The sequence below is a fragment of the Kitasatospora sp. NPDC001119 genome (assembly GCF_053598475.1).
In genome coordinates this window covers 181,804-197,477 of the sequence record NZ_JBSFKI010000015.1, presented here as the reverse complement: position 1 = coordinate 197,477, position 15,674 = coordinate 181,804, and the positions used below count along the sequence as shown (strand labels likewise).

Below are 15,674 nucleotides of genomic sequence, written 5' to 3'. Positions count from 1 at the left end.
CACGTAAGGGGAGTTGTGCCCAAGCGGGCTGTTCCACGGGAGGATGGCAGGGCCAGGCCGGGACCGCGAATCCCGGCCGTCCACACCAAGGAGACGACGATGCTGCTTAGGGTTCCTGTTGACCTGCCTGCCACCGTGCTGCGGGTCGGCGACCTCCGCGGGTTCCTGGGGGTGCTGCCCGGAGACCTGCTGGTTGTCGCCGACTGCCCCGGGCAGGGCGGCCCGGTCCGTGTCCCGCTGGGTTGGCCGGTGAAGGCTGCGGTGCGCGACGAGTCCGGTCAACGCGTGCCCGTGATCGGCCTCCCGCAGGTCGGCGCGGACGACGAGTACGCCATGACGGCCTCGCACCTGTACGGGCTCCTCGCGGACCTGCCCGTGGACGCGCTCGTGGTGGCGGTCTGGGAGGCCGAAGACGGCCCCCGCCAGACAACGGTCGGCACTCCCGAGTTCGGCGACCTCGTCAACGAGGACTCCGGGCTCACCATCCGTGCGGTCGTGCTGCCCGCCGTGCTCAGCGGCGCGACCGGCACGGCCTACGACGAGATCGCCTACAACCTCGGCTGGGAGTAGCCGGAGAGGCCACTGGCCCCCGGGCGCCTACTGCTGGCAGTAGGCGCCCGGGGCCCTGGCGTGTCGCCGCCTCGTGTGGGGTGCGGGTGGCAGGTGGCCAGTTGTGCGACTGCTGGCCGGCGCCCGGCCGCAGGCCAACGTCCGGTGGCGGATCGGCAGCCACACGAGCGGGCCGGTGGGTCGATGCGAGCCAGGGCGGCCGACGGCTTGATCCGAGCGCGGGACTGCGGTTCCCGCGCGGCACACCGCGGTGACCGCCGCCCACCTGCCTGGCGCGCTCGGCGTCGGCTCAGTAGGACACGTCGAGGACCTCCGCCCCGTGGTAGTCAAATCCTGTATTTAGCAGGTGAGTTGTTCCCATGGGTGCTGGAGGGGCTGGAGGATGGCAGAGCCAGACCGGGACCGCGAACCCCGGTCGCCGACAGGTCGAGGAGACCCACCATGACGGTTCTGACTGTTCCCCTTGAGGTGCCCGACGAGGTCCTGCGTGTGCGGGACCTGCGCAAGTACCTTTCTCTGCTGCCGGACGAACACCTCGTCACCGCCGACTTCGGTGGCCTCAACGGGGCTGCGGGCTCGTTGCTTGGATGGCCTGTGAGGGTCTCGGTGCCCGACGAGTCCGGGCGGCAGGTCCCTGTGGTCGCCCTGCCTCACGTCTCGGTCGCGGACACGAGTGTCGTCAGGGTCGCCTTCCTGCGCGTCCGGTTGGCCGACATGCCGGACGACGCCCTCGTGGTCACCGTCTGGGTGGACGACGATGGCACCCGCCAGAGCACCGTGAGCGCGCCGCTCAGGACCTTCTACGTGAGCGAGGCCACCGGAGTGACTATGCCTGCGGTGACCCTGCCGTTCGAGTTCAGCGGTGCCACTGGCTTCGCCTACGACGAGATCGTCGACACCCTCGGCTGGGAGTAGTCCAACAGCCAGGGTGGGCACCCCGTAAATTTACGGGGTGCCCACCCTCGCTCGACACCACATGCAAACGTTTGTAGGTGGTCGGCGTCCGGCCGCTGGCCTGCTACCGCCGGCGGAGCATCGACCACAGCACCGGGCCGGTGAGCCCGATGAGCGCCGAGGTGGCGGTCGGCCACCCGACCTGCTGGTGCAGGCTCGCCGTGGTCAGGGCGCCGTGGCCGCAGACCGCGAGGTCCCGCCAGGTCACCGGCCGGTCCGCCATGGAAGGCGGAGGCGTGGAGCCTTTGGGCTGTGTCATCATGGGCATCGTTCCATTTCTGCTAAACGCGTGCGGAAAAGCGGGACACGCGAGCCGCCCTTTCCCGAGGGCGGCTCGCATCCGCGCACCGATCCTAGGACTTGGCTGTTGCCTCGCCAAATCCTGAAAGTCGTCATACGAATCGCCCCAGCTGGCGGGTTCATGGATTTAGGCCATCGAAAGGCTGGGGCCCCGGTCGGCGATCCGAGGACCCCCTTGCCGCGCGGGGGTGGGCCCCCGATTGAGTCCCTGATCGTCATCCTGGGACCGTCGGGCGTGGGCCTGCATTCCTCCAAGTCGGCGCCGCTCCCTCGACCCGGCACCGGGCCCGTTATTACGATGCTGGAGGGTCCCTGCCGTCGCTCGGCGGTGCCTCTTTGACCGGCGGCGAGCTCCACCCGGGGCGCCGGATTAGCCTGAAAGGGCTAATGGACGCACACCCCAAGCGGGGTGTGCAAGGAGTCCAGGCAAAGCCATTGGCGCCGATTTCTGGAGCCTGAGTTCAGGCCATTGCGCCAGAAAGCATGCTTTAATTGAGGTGCCAGAACTGCATTTTCTGGACTTTCGACTCTCTGTGGGGGTCAAAAGCTTGAGAGTATTAGGCGTGTGAAACCCGGGCCGGTCGCTGGCCCGGTTTCCAGGCCCGGGTGCTCTCGGCGAGTCGTTGACCTGGGGTTCCGCGTACGGTCGGTTTCGTGAGTAGCCGCCGCGGTCGCCGTCCCGCCCTCGATCCGGAGGTAGAGAAACGGCTCCTGGATGCGGTGCGAGCGGGCGTTCCGGTCAGTGACGCGGCGCCGATGGCCGGCATTCATCCCAGTACCGTGTATCGGTGGCTGGAGCGCGGGGAGCAGGAGCAGCAGCGGCGGGAGGCTGGCCTGCGTGCCCGGTCCGGGGAGCAGGTGTTCTGCGAGTTCCGCGACAGGTTCACGCGCGCGCGCAGCGAGGGCAAGGCGCAGTTGGTGCTGCTCGTACGGAAGGCGGCGAGCGGCGGCCACGTGGTGCGGGAGCGTACCCGGACGGTGCGCGATCCGGAGACCGGCGAGCGGGTCGTGCAGGTCGAGCGGGACTTCGCTCAGCCGGACTGGCGGGCGGCCCAGTTCCTCCTCGCGTGCTTGGCGCCGGAGACGTTCGGCCGGGCGGCGCAGGCCCGGATCGAGGTCGCGCCGGCGGGCGGAGGCGAGCTGTCGGCGGCCGCGGTGGACCAGGGGGCCGGTGTCGAGCGGCTGGCGGTCCGGCTGGCCAAGATCCGGCAGGACTTCGCGGCGGAGCTGGAGGAGGACGCCGCGGTGGTCGACGCGGAGCTGGTGGACGGCCTGGAGGGCTGAGGCGAGGGTCTGTCGTTCCCAGGGGAGCGGGCCGGTTCCGTGCGTGATCGGCTCGGATGTCCGGGCAGGCCATGCTCTTCAACTCCTTTGCCATTTAAGGCTGTTGTTCCGATTGCCCTCCCTTGGCGAGTGTGGGCGCAGTCGGGCCAAATGGGCCCAAAGGGGGACAGGGGAGCCCGCATGGTGAGCAAGGACATCGAACTCGGCCGGGCCACGGCCGTGGTAGCCGAGCGGGTCGTCGGTGAGCTGACAGCGGCCGACCGTGTGTTGCACAAGGCCGGCCTCGGGGAGCTGCCGGACTACGCGATCAACGGGGGCGTCGTGCTCAGCGGCATCCCGCAGGACGTGCTGAATCTGTACGAGGTGCGGCAGTCGGCCACCCTGGCCGCGCTGTGGCGGCTGTGGGCGAGGGGGAAGAACGTCGCCGCGATGCACCCGGACATGGCTGCTGAGCTGACGACGTACCGGCTCGGCACGCTGCCGGGCGAGCTGTTCCGCAACCTCGGGCGAATCCCGAACATCATGGTCGTCTTCGCCGAGCCGCCCGCGATGGAGGTCAGTGTCGGCGGGACCGGTCCGGGGCGGCTGTTGGCGATCCTCTTCTGCGGGCGAACCGACCCGGACAAGCTGCTGTGCCTGACCAGCGACCATCGCATGGACGAGGTCGCCGTGACCGTGATCTGCGAGCCGCTGGCCGAGGACGGCACTCCGCTGCCTCCGCCTCCTGGTGGGACGACACCGGTGCTGGAGTACTGCCACCTGTCGATCCCGGCCAGGGCGGGCGACAGGTTCACCGCCGAGGACCTGGCGTTGAGGCTCGCGCGCAAGGCCGGTCGGACGGAACCGACTGCGGCAGAGCAGGCGCTGGCGACGCGGGCGCTTCAGGTCGCCGTCTACCTGTGCTCCTCGAAGGCGGACATCGTTCAGCCGGTGCCGCGAGGCAAGGCCGCCAAACCCGGCAAGCAGCGGCGATGGAACAAGCCGGACACCTTCCTACGCCTCGGCTGGCGGCTCGGCCCGCGCCTGAAGGCCGCCCGGGTGCGAGTCCAGGAGATGCGGCGCAGCGCTGCCCAGAGCACCGGAGGAGGCGGCGCAGCAGGAGGGTGGCGGCAGTACACGCACCTTCGGAGCGGGCACCTGAAGACCGTCTGGTACGGGCCGGGGAAGACGCTCTCCGACTCGCGGTTGATCGAGCCGTACTGGGTGTCGGAGGACCTGCTCGATGAGGACGGGCACGCCCCCGAAGGCATCATCCGGCCTCTGAGGTAAGGGTGTTGTCCGCTTCCGGGCGGGGTGGGGAGGGTGGTGGGGTCCGCCGGTACCGGGCCCCGCTCCTCGTCCCCGTCGGGGAAGGCCAGGAGTGGGCCGGAGCCTGTTGCAGCAGGCCGCCCTCCTTTCCCCTTCGGGGAGGGCGCGGTGCCGGAGTTGTGTCGCTCCGGCACCGCCGGGCCCCGGCGCTGGCGGACTTCCTGTTGCCGAGCCCCGCCGCGAACGGGGCCTCCCGGAGGACGAGATGACCAGCAAGGACCTGCCCGACCTGCCCCCCGCTCTGGCGGCCCGGCCGCGTGACGAGAAGCGAGGCCTGCCGATCCCCGTCGTCAACATGCACGACGGTGGTGTTGTCGACTTCGTGACCCTCAACGGCACGGCCGCCCTGCGGCTGGCCCTCGCGAAGCAGTGTTCGCTGTGCGACGAGCCGCTGGCGGGACCGGTCGCGTTCCTCGGCGGCCCGATGTCAGCGGAGGCGGGCCACTACTCGGACCCGCCGATGCACGAGGCCTGCGCGCAGGCCGCGCTCACCCTGTGCCCGCACATCGCCCGGCCGCACGCCCGCCGCGCCGGCGAGCGGCGCGTCGCGGAGGACGCCTCCATACCGGTCGGGTTCACCGAGGAGAAGCCCGAGGAATGGGTGCTGGTCATCGCGTCCGGCTACCTCGTCGGCGCCGTGCCCGCCGAGGGCGGCGGCCTGGTCCCGCTGTTTGTAGTGCGTGACCGGATGCGGGAGCGCCGATTCGGCTACCAGGACGGCGCGTTGACCGAGACACCCGCCGCCTGACAGCGCGACCTTAACGACAGGCCCGGCCTAGCGTCCCGGCACACCAACCAACCCGACCAGGGGAGGAAACCGTGCCGACCACCAACCAGGCCGACCGAGGGCGGGAGGCGAGCCGATGAAGCTCGTCTCCCGCTCCGAGTGGGGCGCCGCCGCGCCCACCGGCTCTTACACCCGCATCGGCGCCACCCGAGGCGTCAAGATCCACTACGAGGGCTCGGCGGTCCCCGGCGGCCTGCTGGGCGACCACGGCCGGTGCGCCGGCCACATGCGCGACATCCAGCGCTCCCACATCAACGATCCGAAGGAAGACTGGATCGACATCGCGTACTCGTTCATGGTGTGCCCGCACGGGTACGTGTTCGAGGGGCGAGGCCTCGGTCGCAGGAACGGGGCGAACGGCAACCCGGCATTGAACGGGGCGCACTACGCGGTGTGCTCGATGGTCGGCACCTCGGGGATCACCTCGCCGACCGACGCGATGCTCGACGGCCTGGTGGACGCCATCGAGTACTGCCGGGCGCAGGGCGGCGCCGGCGGCGAGGTCCGCGGCCACAAGGACGGCTATCCGACGTCGTGCCCCGGCGACGAGCTGTATGCCTGGGTGCAGCGCGGCGCGCCCCGGCCCGGCGGCGGGGGCGGCGACGGGACGCCCGACCCCCAGCCGTCGGGGGACAGTGCCGGCGTCTACACCGTGCAGTCCGGCGACACCCTCAGCGCGATCGCCGGGTGCTTCGAGACCGGCGTGGCGCAGCTGGTCGCGCTCAACGGCATCGCCAACCCGGACCAGATCCAGGTGGGCCAGCAGCTCCAGATCCCGGCCCCGCAGTTCCCGGGGCGCGAGCACTTCGTACTGGGCGCGCACAGCCCCTACGCGAAGCAGTTGCAGACCTGGCTCCAGGCGGGCGGCTGGGGCCCGCCCTACCGGGTCGGGCCGAGCGAGGACATGGAGCAGCTGGACCTGCGCAAGGTGCAGGCGCTTCAGGAGTACTACGTGGGCGACCTCGGGCCGGCGGACGGGCTGGCCGGACCGCTGACGTGGCTGTACGCCTACCAGACGGCCCACGGGCTTCGGGGTCGATAGGAGTCAACTCGGTCGCGGGGCGGGCGCGTTGAGTGTCCACCCCGAACTAAAAGTTACTGGAGTATTATTATTTGACTCAGGTCTGTTTTGTGCGAGGCTGGTCCTGCCAGCCGGGGACCGCGAACCCCCGGCCCGACGAAGGAGATAGCCCGATGACGAACGAGACCACCCCCGCCGAGGCCCCCGCCGAGGACGGAGCCCGCCGCCCCCGCCGGGCGGTGACCCTGCGCCTGGGCCTGCGGACCCTGGCGGCCGTCGGCCTGGCCGGGGCCGGGTTCATCACCGGCACGCTGGTGATGAGCCGCCCGGCGGCCTCCCCGGCCCCCGGTGCCCAGTCCGCCCAGACCCCGGTGGCGCCGAGCCTGACGGCATCCCCGGCGCAGCTGGGCACCGAGGCCCCGACCGCCCCCGCGCTGCCGACCCCGGCCCCCGCGCTGGCGACCCTGACCCCGGCCATGGAGGCCGCCCCGGCCGCGCTGGCCGTCCCGGTGGCCTCCGAGCTGAGCCCGGCCCCGGCCCTGCCGTCGCAGCCCGGAGAGCAGGGCACCCCGGCCCCCGTCCCGACCGTGACCGTCACGGTCACCCACGTGCAGACCGTCCCGTCGGTCGGGACCCCGTCCCCGACCGGCGGCCCGAGCGCCTGCGTCCCGAACCCGTCCCCGTCCCCGACCGGTGAGGTCAGCCCGACCCCCGGGCCGAACCCGACCCCGACCAGCGCGCCGGTCACCCCCGGACGCCCGACCCCCAGTCACTGACCCCTGACCGGCCCCGCCCCCGGCGGGGCCGGTCAGCCTCCCGCCCGAAAGGACACCGCCCATGCGCGGCACCGCCCTGCTCGTCGGCTCCCTCCTCGCCGGACTGGTGCTCGGAAGCATCAGCGGCGCCGCCGTGGCCCGCAACGCCGACGGCCCCGCCCCGGCCCCGGCCCCGGCCGTCACCATCTCCCAGCCCGCCGACCCGCCCTGCCCCGCCCCGGCCAAGCCCGCCACGGGCTCGCCGCAGCCCTCCCCGGGCCCGACCCCGGTGCCCGCGCCCCGATCCGCGTAGGCACCCCGTAGACCCCCCGGGCCGGGCGACGTGACCACGCACCGTCCCCGGCCCGGGGTCCAACACCGAATCCAGGAGCCAGACCCATGACCGTCAACAAGCGCGTCCTCATCGACCGCATCGCCCCGACGCTCGGAGGCCGGCGACCCGCCGCCCTCGCCGTCGAAGCGGTCCTCGACGTCATCGTGCGCGCCGTCGTCGACGGCGAGCCGGTGTCCGTCACCGGCTTCGGCACCTTCGAGGCCGTCGAGCTCGCGAGCCGGACCGCCCGCAATCCCAAGACCGGCGACACGATGGTCGTGCCGGCCCGTCGAGTCCCCCGCTTCCGCCCCCACTCGCGGTTCCGCGACTTCGCCGACGGCCGCCGGGGCGTGCCGCAGGACGGTAGCGCGATCCGCAAGGACCCCAAGGGCACCCACACCTCGACCGGAGGTGCGGCATGAGCGGCCTCGCGGCGCGGCTGGCAGCACTGCTCGCCCAGTTCCAGCCCGAACCGCCGACCCCGTACATCCTGCAGCGCGACATCGACGTCTCCGGCGTCTCCGGCACGGGAGTGGTCGCGGAGGGGTGCATCTTCTCGTCCGCCGCCGGATCCACAGGCGTTACCCGCTGGCGTGGGGAGCGCGGCTCCACCGTCGCCTGGGACCGCGCCGTCGACGTCGAGCCGATCCACGGCCACGACGGGGCGACCCGCGTCGTCCTCCTGCCGGTGTCGGCCATGTTCGCCGCGCTCGTCTCCATCGCCGAACTCGGGCAGCAGCGAGGGGGCGACGAGCGGGCGCAGGGCTGGAACGAGGCGGTGTGCGCAGTCCAAGGCCTGGTCGAACGGGCGCTGGCGCCGCACCTGGCCGCCGCCGAGGAGCGCGCCGAGCCCAGCTAGATTAACCTGAGATTATTTTATTGACCTAGGTCTACTTTTGGGAGAGGCTGGTCCTGCCAGCCGGGGACCGCGAACCCCCGGCCCGACCTAGGAGAGACCGACGATGGCCTTCAGCAACGGCACCCACCCGCCCCTGGCAGACGGAACGACCGTCGAGTACCTCGGGCGGGTGGAGGACCTGCACCACCGGATGCTCACCACCCGCCGAGGCACGAGCACCTACGACACGTACACCGACGAGAACGGGACGCAGCAGCACCTGTACGACCTGCTCGACGACGGCGAACTGGCGCTGAGCCACGTACACCCCGACGACCTCACGGCCTGGAGCCCGGCGACGGACGGGAACGAGCTGCCGCTCGACTCCTCCTCCCCGCAGCAGGGCTGACGAGCCGCCCGGCGGCAGGGGCCACCCTGCCGCCGGGCCCGCGCCGACCGCCCTCCCCGTCACCAGAGCAGGAGCACACCCGTGACACCGACCAGGGCCGTCTACCACGGCAGCAAGACCGAACTGCACGGCCGCATCTTCACCGTCACCACCAACGAGAACTGCGCCGGCCACCCCGGCGGGCCCTTCGGCGGACTAGACGAGTGCATCGTCCTGCTCGCCCCCGACGGCACCGGCCTCCAGCACGTCCACCCGGACAGCTTCACCACCCTCGCCCCCGACGGCGACCCGATCCACCGCGACGCCCAAGACGGTGACTGGACATGGATCCCCGGCCGGGGCGACGTCCGCTTCGCCTACGCCGAACCCGGCACCAGCCCCTGGACCCTGTGGATCCACTACTACGCCTTCACCGGCCGCTGGATCATCCTGTCCGCGCACGTGCGCCGCGACGACCGCACCGCCACGCGCTCCCGCTACACCTCCCCGCAGGACCTGCTCGCCTGGCACATCCGCGTGTGCCTGGACGACCTCGCCGCCGACCGCAACCACACCATCACCGACGCCTACGAGCGCTGCGCCGACCGCCTCGAGCAGCGCATGCAGGCGCTCGAGCTCGGCCCGCCCGCTGCGCCGCGCGCCAGCCACTCCGCTGCAACCCGATGAGAGGACCCATGCGCGTCTTCATCGCCACCACCTACCGGGACGACGGCCAGACCGTCACCCCGGTGAGCATCGCCCTCCTGCGCGAGGACGGCGCTTCCTACTACGCCATCGACGCCTCGATCGGGCGCGCCGGCCTCGACCCCACCCAGACGGTCGGACCCGGCCTCGCCCACCTGTCGTGGTGCGACGGCCGCCTCGACCGCCGCGACCCGGCTGTTCGCAACCGCGACCGGCTCGCCTGCGAGCTCGGGTGGTTCCTCAAGGACACCGCCAGCCCCGAACTGTGGTCGTGGCGCGGGGACTCCGACCACCTCGTCCTCGGCCGCATGTGTCACCGCCTCGGCGCGCTGCCCCTCGGAGTGCCGGACTGGGTGGGCAGCCTCCGACAGGAGGCCCACCGCCTCGCCCTGCCTCTGGGGGACCTGCCGCGGTGGCCGCGTCGTGACGCCCACCCCATGGAGACGGCCCGCCACTTCCAGCGCATCGCGCGCTGCCTGGACGCCGCAGCCGCCACCGACCCCCGCGAGCTGGACGCCGCGCACCGGGGCGGTGGCCGGTGAACCTCCCCAACCACGTCACCCTGATCGGCAGCCTGCTGCGCGACCCGGACTTCTACGAGGAGCCCGGCACGCACGCCCGGGCGAAGTTCACCCTGCTACAGCGCCCGCAGCTCGCCAATCCCGGCCAGCCACGCGACCCGCAGACCAAACAGCTGACCGTGCGCTGCGTCGTCTGGCGGGACCTCGCGTACAAGACGGCGCAGACACTGCGGGCCAACGACCGCGTCATCGTGGTCGGGCACCTCACCCAGCGCGTGCACCAGCCGCCCGGCGAGAGCGCCGCCCGCCTGCTGGTCGAACTGACCGTCGATGCGATCGGCACCCTGCTGTAGGACCCGAACCCGTGCCCCCGCGTCCGTGCCCGTGCCCTGCCCCGCAGGGCGCGGGCACGCCGCGCTGTTCGCCAGCCCCCGCAGCCCCTGGTAGACATAGACGACCCCCGGCCCCGGCTGGACCACAGCACGAAGGAGAGCACCGATGAGCGGCAAGGAGCCGGCCGCGACGCCGAAGCGCAGCAAGACGCGCCGCACCGCCACGAGCCCCGGCGAACAACTCGCCGCCGTCGTCCAGGACCTCCAGGCCGCGCTGGAGGCCGTCAAGGACGCAGGCCTGGAGCCGATGGCGCTCCTGGAGCAGCTGCGAGACCCGCTCACGGTGATCGACGACACCGCCACCGCCATGCGCGAGATGCGCCTCGAGGGGGTCCTCGCCGCCTACCCCGACCGGTCCGTGCCGGTCTACCGCATCTCCGACGCCTCCGGGCTGTCCCCCGCCCTCGTCACCCGGTACGCCAAGCAGGCCGGACTGGAGCTGCGCAACCGCCGCGCGAGCAGCTAGCCGCCGGCCAGGGCGCGCAGCTCGGCGAGAAGGTCGCGGCTGCCCTGCCGGGCCAGGTCGGTCTCGAGAGCCTCGTGGGCCGCCTCCTGCATCGCGGCCAGCTCGTCGTCGTCCATGTACTCCCACGGGATGCGGCTGGTGACGACGCCGAGGCGGTACTCGCCCTCGTCTTCGTCCTCGTCCTCGTCTTTGGCGAGCTTGCCGATCTTCCGCAGGACTTCCTCCTTGCGCTGCTGACTCTCCAACACCGTGTCGAGGAAGCCGTCCACGCACCCGTAGCCGGTGACGCGAACAGGCGCGGCGGGACGGGTCCGGGACTCGATGAAGTCGCGCAGCGCCATCCACTTCCACTGGCTGCGCACCGCGTTCCGACCGGCACCCGCGGCGGCGTCGAAAGCGGTGAGGAGCGCGGCCAGCTGCTCCCGGGTCGGCAAGACGCGCCCGGCCAGGATGAGGTGGATCGTGCTCTTCGCCACCCGGTGCCCGGCCGCTTCAGACAGGTCCTGGAGGGCCTTGAGCGTGGGCTGACCTGCCCGGGCCCGCATCTTTCGCAGCCCCAGCGCCAGGTTGTCCAAGGTCCGTCTGGGCTGGTACTTCTCGGTCTTCGGGGCCCGCTCGGAGGCCAGAGGAGCAGCGCGCCCGATGGCCGCCGCCTGCCACAGGTCGCGGATGTCCTGCGCGGCCTGGTGCTGGGCCTTGGTGTCCGCAGGGTCCGCGGCTGCGCGGGCGAACGCGTGGACGGTGTCGAGCCGGGCGAGCCGGTGGCCGGCGGCGGCCTGGCTCAGGGTCGCGGCTCCCCTGGGCGTGCCGAGAGCCTCAGTGCGCGCGGCGAGGCCGGCGTAGGTGAGCTCGCTGGCCTTCTTCATCCGGCGCAGGGCCAGGGCGAGCGCCCGCAGCCGCGGGTTGGTGCCCGCCGGAACGGGGTTGGCGTGGCGACCCAAGGTCAGCGACCCCGTCCGTCGAGCTGGTTGCCGCCCGGGTGCCGGCGGGTGAGCAGCCCGGTCGAGGCGGCGGTCGCGACCACCGTCAGCGCGTCCGGCACTGGCGTTCCGGTCAGTGCCAGGGTGGCGAGCGCCAGGATCAGGACGACCAGGAGCGCGGCCTCGGGGCCGGCCAGGTGGGCGTGGGTGATGAGAGCGGCGGGAGCGGGCAGGGACTTCATGCGGATCTCCTTCTGAGTAGGGGCGTGGAGGGGGCTTTGACGCCCCGTGCGGGGGTGGGCCAACTCGGCGGCGGTGGAGGCCGGTTACACCATGAGTCTCCGTGCTTCGCGAGTTGTTGCGCTACTCCGTTCGGGATGGGGACCCTGTCGACGTCAAGCAGTCGAGGAATGAGCTTCGGTGTGATGACCTGCTGGTTTCCGCGAATTTGATCTGTTTCTGTCCAGGCGTCTCGGTGCCCGTTCGGCGCTGACGGTCGTCGGTGACGTAAGGGTCGAGACGTCGGTTCGGTGCTTTCGGTCGGTGCGGGAACTGCCCGAACTTCGTGCCTCGAAGGGTGTGCCCAAGGGCGCCCGCCCACGAATAGACTGAGGTCAAGAAAGCAGACGGAAGTCAGCTTGGTTGCCAGTCCGGACCGCGAATCCGGGCAGACCTCACAGGAGAACCCCATGCGCGACAGCGACGTCATCACCGGTCGGGCCGACCTCGGCGCCATCGACAACACCACCGGCGAGGCCGCCTTCTACTCCCACCGTCAGCCCGCCTGGCACGGCCTCGGCACCGTCACCGAGGATGCCAAGACCAGCGACGAGGTCCTGCACCTCGCCAAGCTGGACTGGGAGGTCGAGAAGCTGCCGATCCTGCCGATGAACAAGGGCAAGCTCGGCAAGAAGATCCCCAACCGCTTCGCCACTGTCCGCACCGACACCGGCGACTGGGTCGGCGGCCTCGTCGGCAACACCTGGACCCCCATCCAGAACCGCGACGCCTTCACCTTCCTGGACGAGCTGGTCGGCGGCGGCCACGTCACCTACGAGACCGCCGGTGCGCTCGACGGCGGCCGGGTCGTCTTCATGTCCGTCAAGTCCCCGAGCATCACCATCGACCCCGAGGGCGCGGCCGACCGCATCGACCTGTACACCCTGTTCGCCAACAGCCACGACGGCCGCTCCGCCGCCGTCGCCGTCGAGACCCCGGTGCGGGCGGTGTGCACCAACACCCTCGACCTCGCCGTCGATGAGGCCCAGCGCGTGTGGAAGGTCCGCCACACCATCGACGCCCTCGACCGGTTGGAGGAGGCCCGGCGCGCCCTCGGCTTCACCGAGCGCTACGCCGCAGCCCTGGAAGCCGAGGTCACCGTCCTCTACCGGCAGGCGATGACCAACCAGGAGTTCGACAAGCTGATCACCGGGCTGTTCGGTGCCCCGGGCGGCGGCGCCCGCAAGCACATCGTCGCCGCCCACGAGGAGCGCCGGGACCGGCTGCACCACCTGTTCGCCGAGGCCGACACCCAGGACAACATCCGGGGCACCCGCTGGGCCGCCCTCCAGGCCGTCGTGGAGTTCGAGGACTACTTCCGCACCGTCAAGGCCCCCGAGGCCCTGACCGAGCAGGAGCACCGCGCCAACCTCGCGATGACCACCCTGCTGCACGACCAGAAGAACCCGCTCAAGGACACGGCGAAGGCCCTGCTGCTCGCGGCCTAACCCCCGGCGGCCGGGGGCCCGCGAGCCCCCGGTCGACCGCCAGCCGCTCCACATCGCCTCGGCCGCGCCGCCCGCCGGCGCGGCCCCACCTTCCCTGGAACGAGGAACCGCCATGTCCGACAGCAACAACGCGCCCGTCGCCATCGAGGCGGCCGACCCGGCCGACTTCGTGGCCGGTGCGCTCGGGCGCGAACCGGCCGGTCAGATCGCGGTCGTCGAGTTCGGCGACCCCCTGCGGGTTTACCTCGCGGACATCCCGGAGGGCCGGTACGGGTCGGCCCGCTCGTCGGCCTTCGCCCGCGCGTTCATCGGCGACATCGCCGGGATGCCCGCCACTGGCCGCGGGCAGCGCGATGTCGCGCTGCTCATCTACGCCCGCGACGGCCACGGCCTCAAGGATGTCCGCCCCTACAACGCCGTGTGGCTCAACCTCCTGATCGTGTGCGAGCAGCGCGGACTGAACGTCGTCGCGAGCCAGTTCATCATTCCCACCCAGTGGTGGGGTCTTCCGTCCATCGGTGAGACCGGTCCGGGAACGCCCCGCGCTGCCGCGCGGCAGACGGCCGACGGCGGTCCCGCAGTCGGGGCGAAGGGTGTCGCAGACGTGGTGGCCGACGCCGTGCGCGCCTTCGCGCGCGAGCTGGAAGCCGGCCACGAGGCCGCCAAGCGGAGCCTCAAGCCGCTGCTCGCCGCCGTGCTGACCGGTCGTCGTGACGTCGAGGACCTGACCGATCAGGAGGCGGTGCGCCTGCTCCTCGTGGTCCAGAACGGGGACATCCTGTACGCGGCCTCGACGTACTGCGAACCCGAGGAGGTGAAGAGGGCGGCGCCGCTGTGGTCGCGCGTCGCCCGCCTGTGCGTCGACCCTTACCGCCGCATGGCTGCCGCGCCGCTCACCCTGCTGGGCATCGCGCTGCTGCTCGACGGCGACGTGCCGGCGGCCGCAGGCGCGGCATTCCTCGCGCTGGAGGTCAAGCCGGGGGACGAGGAGGCGCAGGTGCTGCTGGGGCTGGTCTTCCGGGCCGAGCTGGAGCAGGTCGTCCGTGCGCCGGTCAGTGTGGCGGAGGCGCTGAGGGCAGCCCTTCGTGAGGATCGCGAGGAGTAGTCGGGGGCTGTGCGTGGCGCCGGGCGCCCGTCCCTGCGGGGGCGGGCACCCGGGCCCGGCTCCGACTGCGCCCCAAGTCGGGGGAGTTGGGGTGTGCCCAACGGGCGCGCCCTCAAATAGACTTAAGTCAAGAAAGAAGGCGGAAGTCTCCTTCTGTTGCCGCTCCGGACCGCGAATCCGGACCAACCCTGATAGGGACCCATGACCCACCAGCCCTACAGCACCGAAGACCACCTGGTCCACCTGCTGCCGCACCTCTTCGGCTTCCACCCCGAGGCCAGCGTGGTCATCGCCGGCATCACCCCGGACAATGAACCGCTCGGAATCCTCCGCACAGACCTGCCCGCCGACCCCGCGCGCTGGCGGCCCGTCGCGCGCGGACTCGTGGACCACTACCAGGAAAGGTCCTCGGCCACCGTGCCGACCCGCAAGCTCGTCGCCTACATCTGCCCCGATCCGGCCGACGCGGACTACGGGCCCCAGTCCCGCCTCGTCCACCAGTCCATCGCCGAGTACCTCCGGGACGCGTGCCACGACCAGGACCTCGACCTCAGCGACACGCTGTACGTCACCCGCACCCACTACTGGCCGATGCTGACGACCGGAGCCAGCGAAGGACGCCCGATCCCTCAACCGCCCGCAGAACTCGACGCCACCGGCTTTCCCCGCAGCGCCGACGTCCTGACATCCCTGAAGCCCGCCACCGGGGCCCGGGCCGCCACCACCACAGCCGCCCTCAACGCCGCCGTACGCGCCATGCACGCCGAGATCCGCTCCGACGGCCACCAGAGCGTCGTGGACAGCGGGATCGCCCTGCTGGTCGACACCATCGCCGACCTCATCCCGGACGCCGAGAAGGCCAAGGCCATCCCCGACACCCTCGCCGCCCGGCTGCTCCTTGTCCTCCAGTACCCCGACGTGGTCAACGCCGGACTCCTGCACTGCGAGGACCACGAGCTGACGGCCGCGCGAAGCCTGTGGCTGGCCCTCGCCCGCCGCTGCCCCGCCTCCTACACCGACCATGCCGCCGCTCCGCTCGGGCTCTACGCCTTCACGACATGGGCAATCGACGACGACGCCCCGGCCCGCCTCGCGTTGCAGGCCGCCGAACGCTGCCTGCCGGACGCCGAACTGACGACGTTCCTGCTGCACATCCTGAACACCGGCTTCACCTTCGACCACATGCGGGAACACCTCCGCGAACTCCGCGCCACCCGGTCCGGCCCCGTCACGGGCTGAGCCGCCCCCGGCAGGGGCCGCGCCGAGCGGCCCCTGACCCACCCCCCCCAGACCAACCGC

At 71.7% G+C, this 15,674-nt stretch carries 21 protein-coding genes; 18 read left to right on the top strand and 3 right to left on the bottom strand.

The window, feature by feature from the left end; translation table 11 throughout:
• Positions 1-99 precede the first annotated feature (99 nt).
• Both ACWDD9_RS20390 and ACWDD9_RS20385 read left to right on the top strand, forming a co-directional pair.
• Complete coding sequence (locus tag ACWDD9_RS20390) at positions 100-570, top strand: hypothetical protein (RefSeq protein WP_147409209.1); 471 nt, start codon at positions 100-102, stop codon at positions 568-570.
• A gap of 441 nt (positions 571-1,011) precedes the next feature.
• On the top strand, positions 1,012-1,485 hold the full coding sequence (locus ACWDD9_RS20385) for a hypothetical protein (protein ID WP_375875658.1): 474 nt from the start codon (positions 1,012-1,014) through the stop codon (positions 1,483-1,485).
• 103 nt (positions 1,486-1,588) lie between these two features.
• Here ACWDD9_RS20385 and ACWDD9_RS20380 read toward each other — a convergent pair whose 3' ends face one another.
• Positions 1,589-1,732 (bottom strand): hypothetical protein, encoded by a 144-nt coding sequence (locus ACWDD9_RS20380; protein ID WP_375875659.1) that lies wholly within the window; start codon positions 1,730-1,732, stop codon positions 1,589-1,591.
• 872 nt (positions 1,733-2,604) lie between these two features.
• On the opposite strand from ACWDD9_RS20380, the gene ACWDD9_RS20375 reads away from it, so the two are divergent.
• The 13 genes from ACWDD9_RS20375 to ACWDD9_RS20315 all read left to right on the top strand — a co-directional run bounded on the left by ACWDD9_RS20375 (position 2,605) and on the right by ACWDD9_RS20315 (position 10,623).
• Positions 2,605-3,108, top strand: coding sequence for a hypothetical protein (locus ACWDD9_RS20375; protein WP_449812219.1), 504 nt, complete (start codon positions 2,605-2,607; stop codon positions 3,106-3,108).
• A 180-nt stretch (positions 3,109-3,288) separates the two neighbouring features.
• A complete protein-coding gene (locus ACWDD9_RS20370; protein ID WP_375875661.1) occupies positions 3,289-4,377 on the top strand; it encodes a hypothetical protein in 1,089 nt (362 codons plus the stop codon).
• Positions 4,378-4,621: 244 nt separating this feature from the next.
• Positions 4,622-5,164: a hypothetical protein gene (locus ACWDD9_RS20365; protein WP_375875662.1), complete on the top strand. Its 543-nt coding sequence runs from the start codon at positions 4,622-4,624 to the stop codon at positions 5,162-5,164.
• Positions 5,165-5,279: 115 nt separating this feature from the next.
• Positions 5,280-6,245, top strand: coding sequence for a LysM peptidoglycan-binding domain-containing protein (locus ACWDD9_RS20360; protein WP_375875663.1), 966 nt, complete (start codon positions 5,280-5,282; stop codon positions 6,243-6,245).
• A gap of 152 nt (positions 6,246-6,397) precedes the next feature.
• On the top strand, positions 6,398-7,000 hold the full coding sequence (locus tag ACWDD9_RS20355) for a hypothetical protein (RefSeq protein WP_449812218.1): 603 nt from the start codon (positions 6,398-6,400) through the stop codon (positions 6,998-7,000).
• Between the two features lie 61 nt (positions 7,001-7,061).
• The gene (locus ACWDD9_RS20350) at positions 7,062-7,292 is read left to right on the top strand and encodes a hypothetical protein (protein WP_375875665.1); all 231 of its coding nucleotides are present in this window, start codon (positions 7,062-7,064) and stop codon (positions 7,290-7,292) included.
• Between the two features lie 86 nt (positions 7,293-7,378).
• Complete coding sequence (locus tag ACWDD9_RS20345) at positions 7,379-7,735, top strand: HU family DNA-binding protein (protein WP_375875666.1); 357 nt, start codon at positions 7,379-7,381, stop codon at positions 7,733-7,735.
• The gene (locus tag ACWDD9_RS20340; protein ID WP_388049324.1) at positions 7,732-8,172 is read left to right on the top strand and encodes a hypothetical protein; all 441 of its coding nucleotides are present in this window, start codon (positions 7,732-7,734) and stop codon (positions 8,170-8,172) included. The genes ACWDD9_RS20345 and ACWDD9_RS20340 overlap by 4 nt, the downstream gene beginning before the upstream one ends.
• 103 nt (positions 8,173-8,275) lie before the next feature.
• Positions 8,276-8,560 (top strand): hypothetical protein, encoded by a 285-nt coding sequence (locus ACWDD9_RS20335; RefSeq protein WP_388049327.1) that lies wholly within the window; start codon positions 8,276-8,278, stop codon positions 8,558-8,560.
• An 81-nt stretch (positions 8,561-8,641) separates the two neighbouring features.
• The gene (locus ACWDD9_RS20330) at positions 8,642-9,226 is read left to right on the top strand and encodes a hypothetical protein (RefSeq protein WP_375875669.1); all 585 of its coding nucleotides are present in this window, start codon (positions 8,642-8,644) and stop codon (positions 9,224-9,226) included.
• Positions 9,227-9,234: 8 nt separating this feature from the next.
• Positions 9,235-9,786 carry a hypothetical protein gene (locus ACWDD9_RS20325; protein ID WP_375875670.1) on the top strand — a complete coding sequence of 184 codons (552 nt, stop codon included), beginning with the start codon at positions 9,235-9,237 and terminating at the stop codon, positions 9,784-9,786.
• The gene (locus tag ACWDD9_RS20320; protein WP_375875671.1) at positions 9,783-10,118 is read left to right on the top strand and encodes a single-stranded DNA-binding protein; all 336 of its coding nucleotides are present in this window, start codon (positions 9,783-9,785) and stop codon (positions 10,116-10,118) included. The genes ACWDD9_RS20325 and ACWDD9_RS20320 overlap by 4 nt, the downstream gene beginning before the upstream one ends.
• Positions 10,119-10,263: 145 nt before the next feature.
• Positions 10,264-10,623, top strand: coding sequence for a hypothetical protein (locus ACWDD9_RS20315; protein WP_375875673.1), 360 nt, complete (start codon positions 10,264-10,266; stop codon positions 10,621-10,623).
• On the opposite strand, the gene ACWDD9_RS20310 is transcribed toward ACWDD9_RS20315, so the two are convergent.
• A complete protein-coding gene (locus ACWDD9_RS20310) occupies positions 10,620-11,564 on the bottom strand; it encodes a hypothetical protein (protein WP_449812217.1) in 945 nt (314 codons plus the stop codon). The two genes, ACWDD9_RS20315 and ACWDD9_RS20310, sit on opposite strands and share 4 nt — an antisense overlap.
• Positions 11,565-11,566: 2 nt before the next feature.
• Positions 11,567-11,785 (bottom strand): hypothetical protein, encoded by a 219-nt coding sequence (locus tag ACWDD9_RS20305; protein ID WP_117490292.1) that lies wholly within the window; start codon positions 11,783-11,785, stop codon positions 11,567-11,569.
• A 447-nt stretch (positions 11,786-12,232) separates the two neighbouring features.
• Between ACWDD9_RS20305 and ACWDD9_RS20300 the strand changes: the two genes are divergently transcribed.
• The 3 genes from ACWDD9_RS20300 to ACWDD9_RS20290 all read left to right on the top strand — a co-directional run bounded on the left by ACWDD9_RS20300 (position 12,233) and on the right by ACWDD9_RS20290 (position 15,614).
• Positions 12,233-13,270, top strand: coding sequence for a DUF932 domain-containing protein (locus ACWDD9_RS20300; protein WP_449812216.1), 1,038 nt, complete (start codon positions 12,233-12,235; stop codon positions 13,268-13,270).
• Between the two features lie 112 nt (positions 13,271-13,382).
• Entirely contained in the window at positions 13,383-14,375 is a 993-nt protein-coding gene (locus ACWDD9_RS20295; protein ID WP_449812215.1) for a DUF4192 family protein, read from the top strand.
• 201 nt (positions 14,376-14,576) lie between these two features.
• Entirely contained in the window at positions 14,577-15,614 is a 1,038-nt protein-coding gene (locus tag ACWDD9_RS20290; RefSeq protein ID WP_375875677.1) for a DUF4192 domain-containing protein, read from the top strand.
• Positions 15,615-15,674 lie beyond the last annotated feature (60 nt).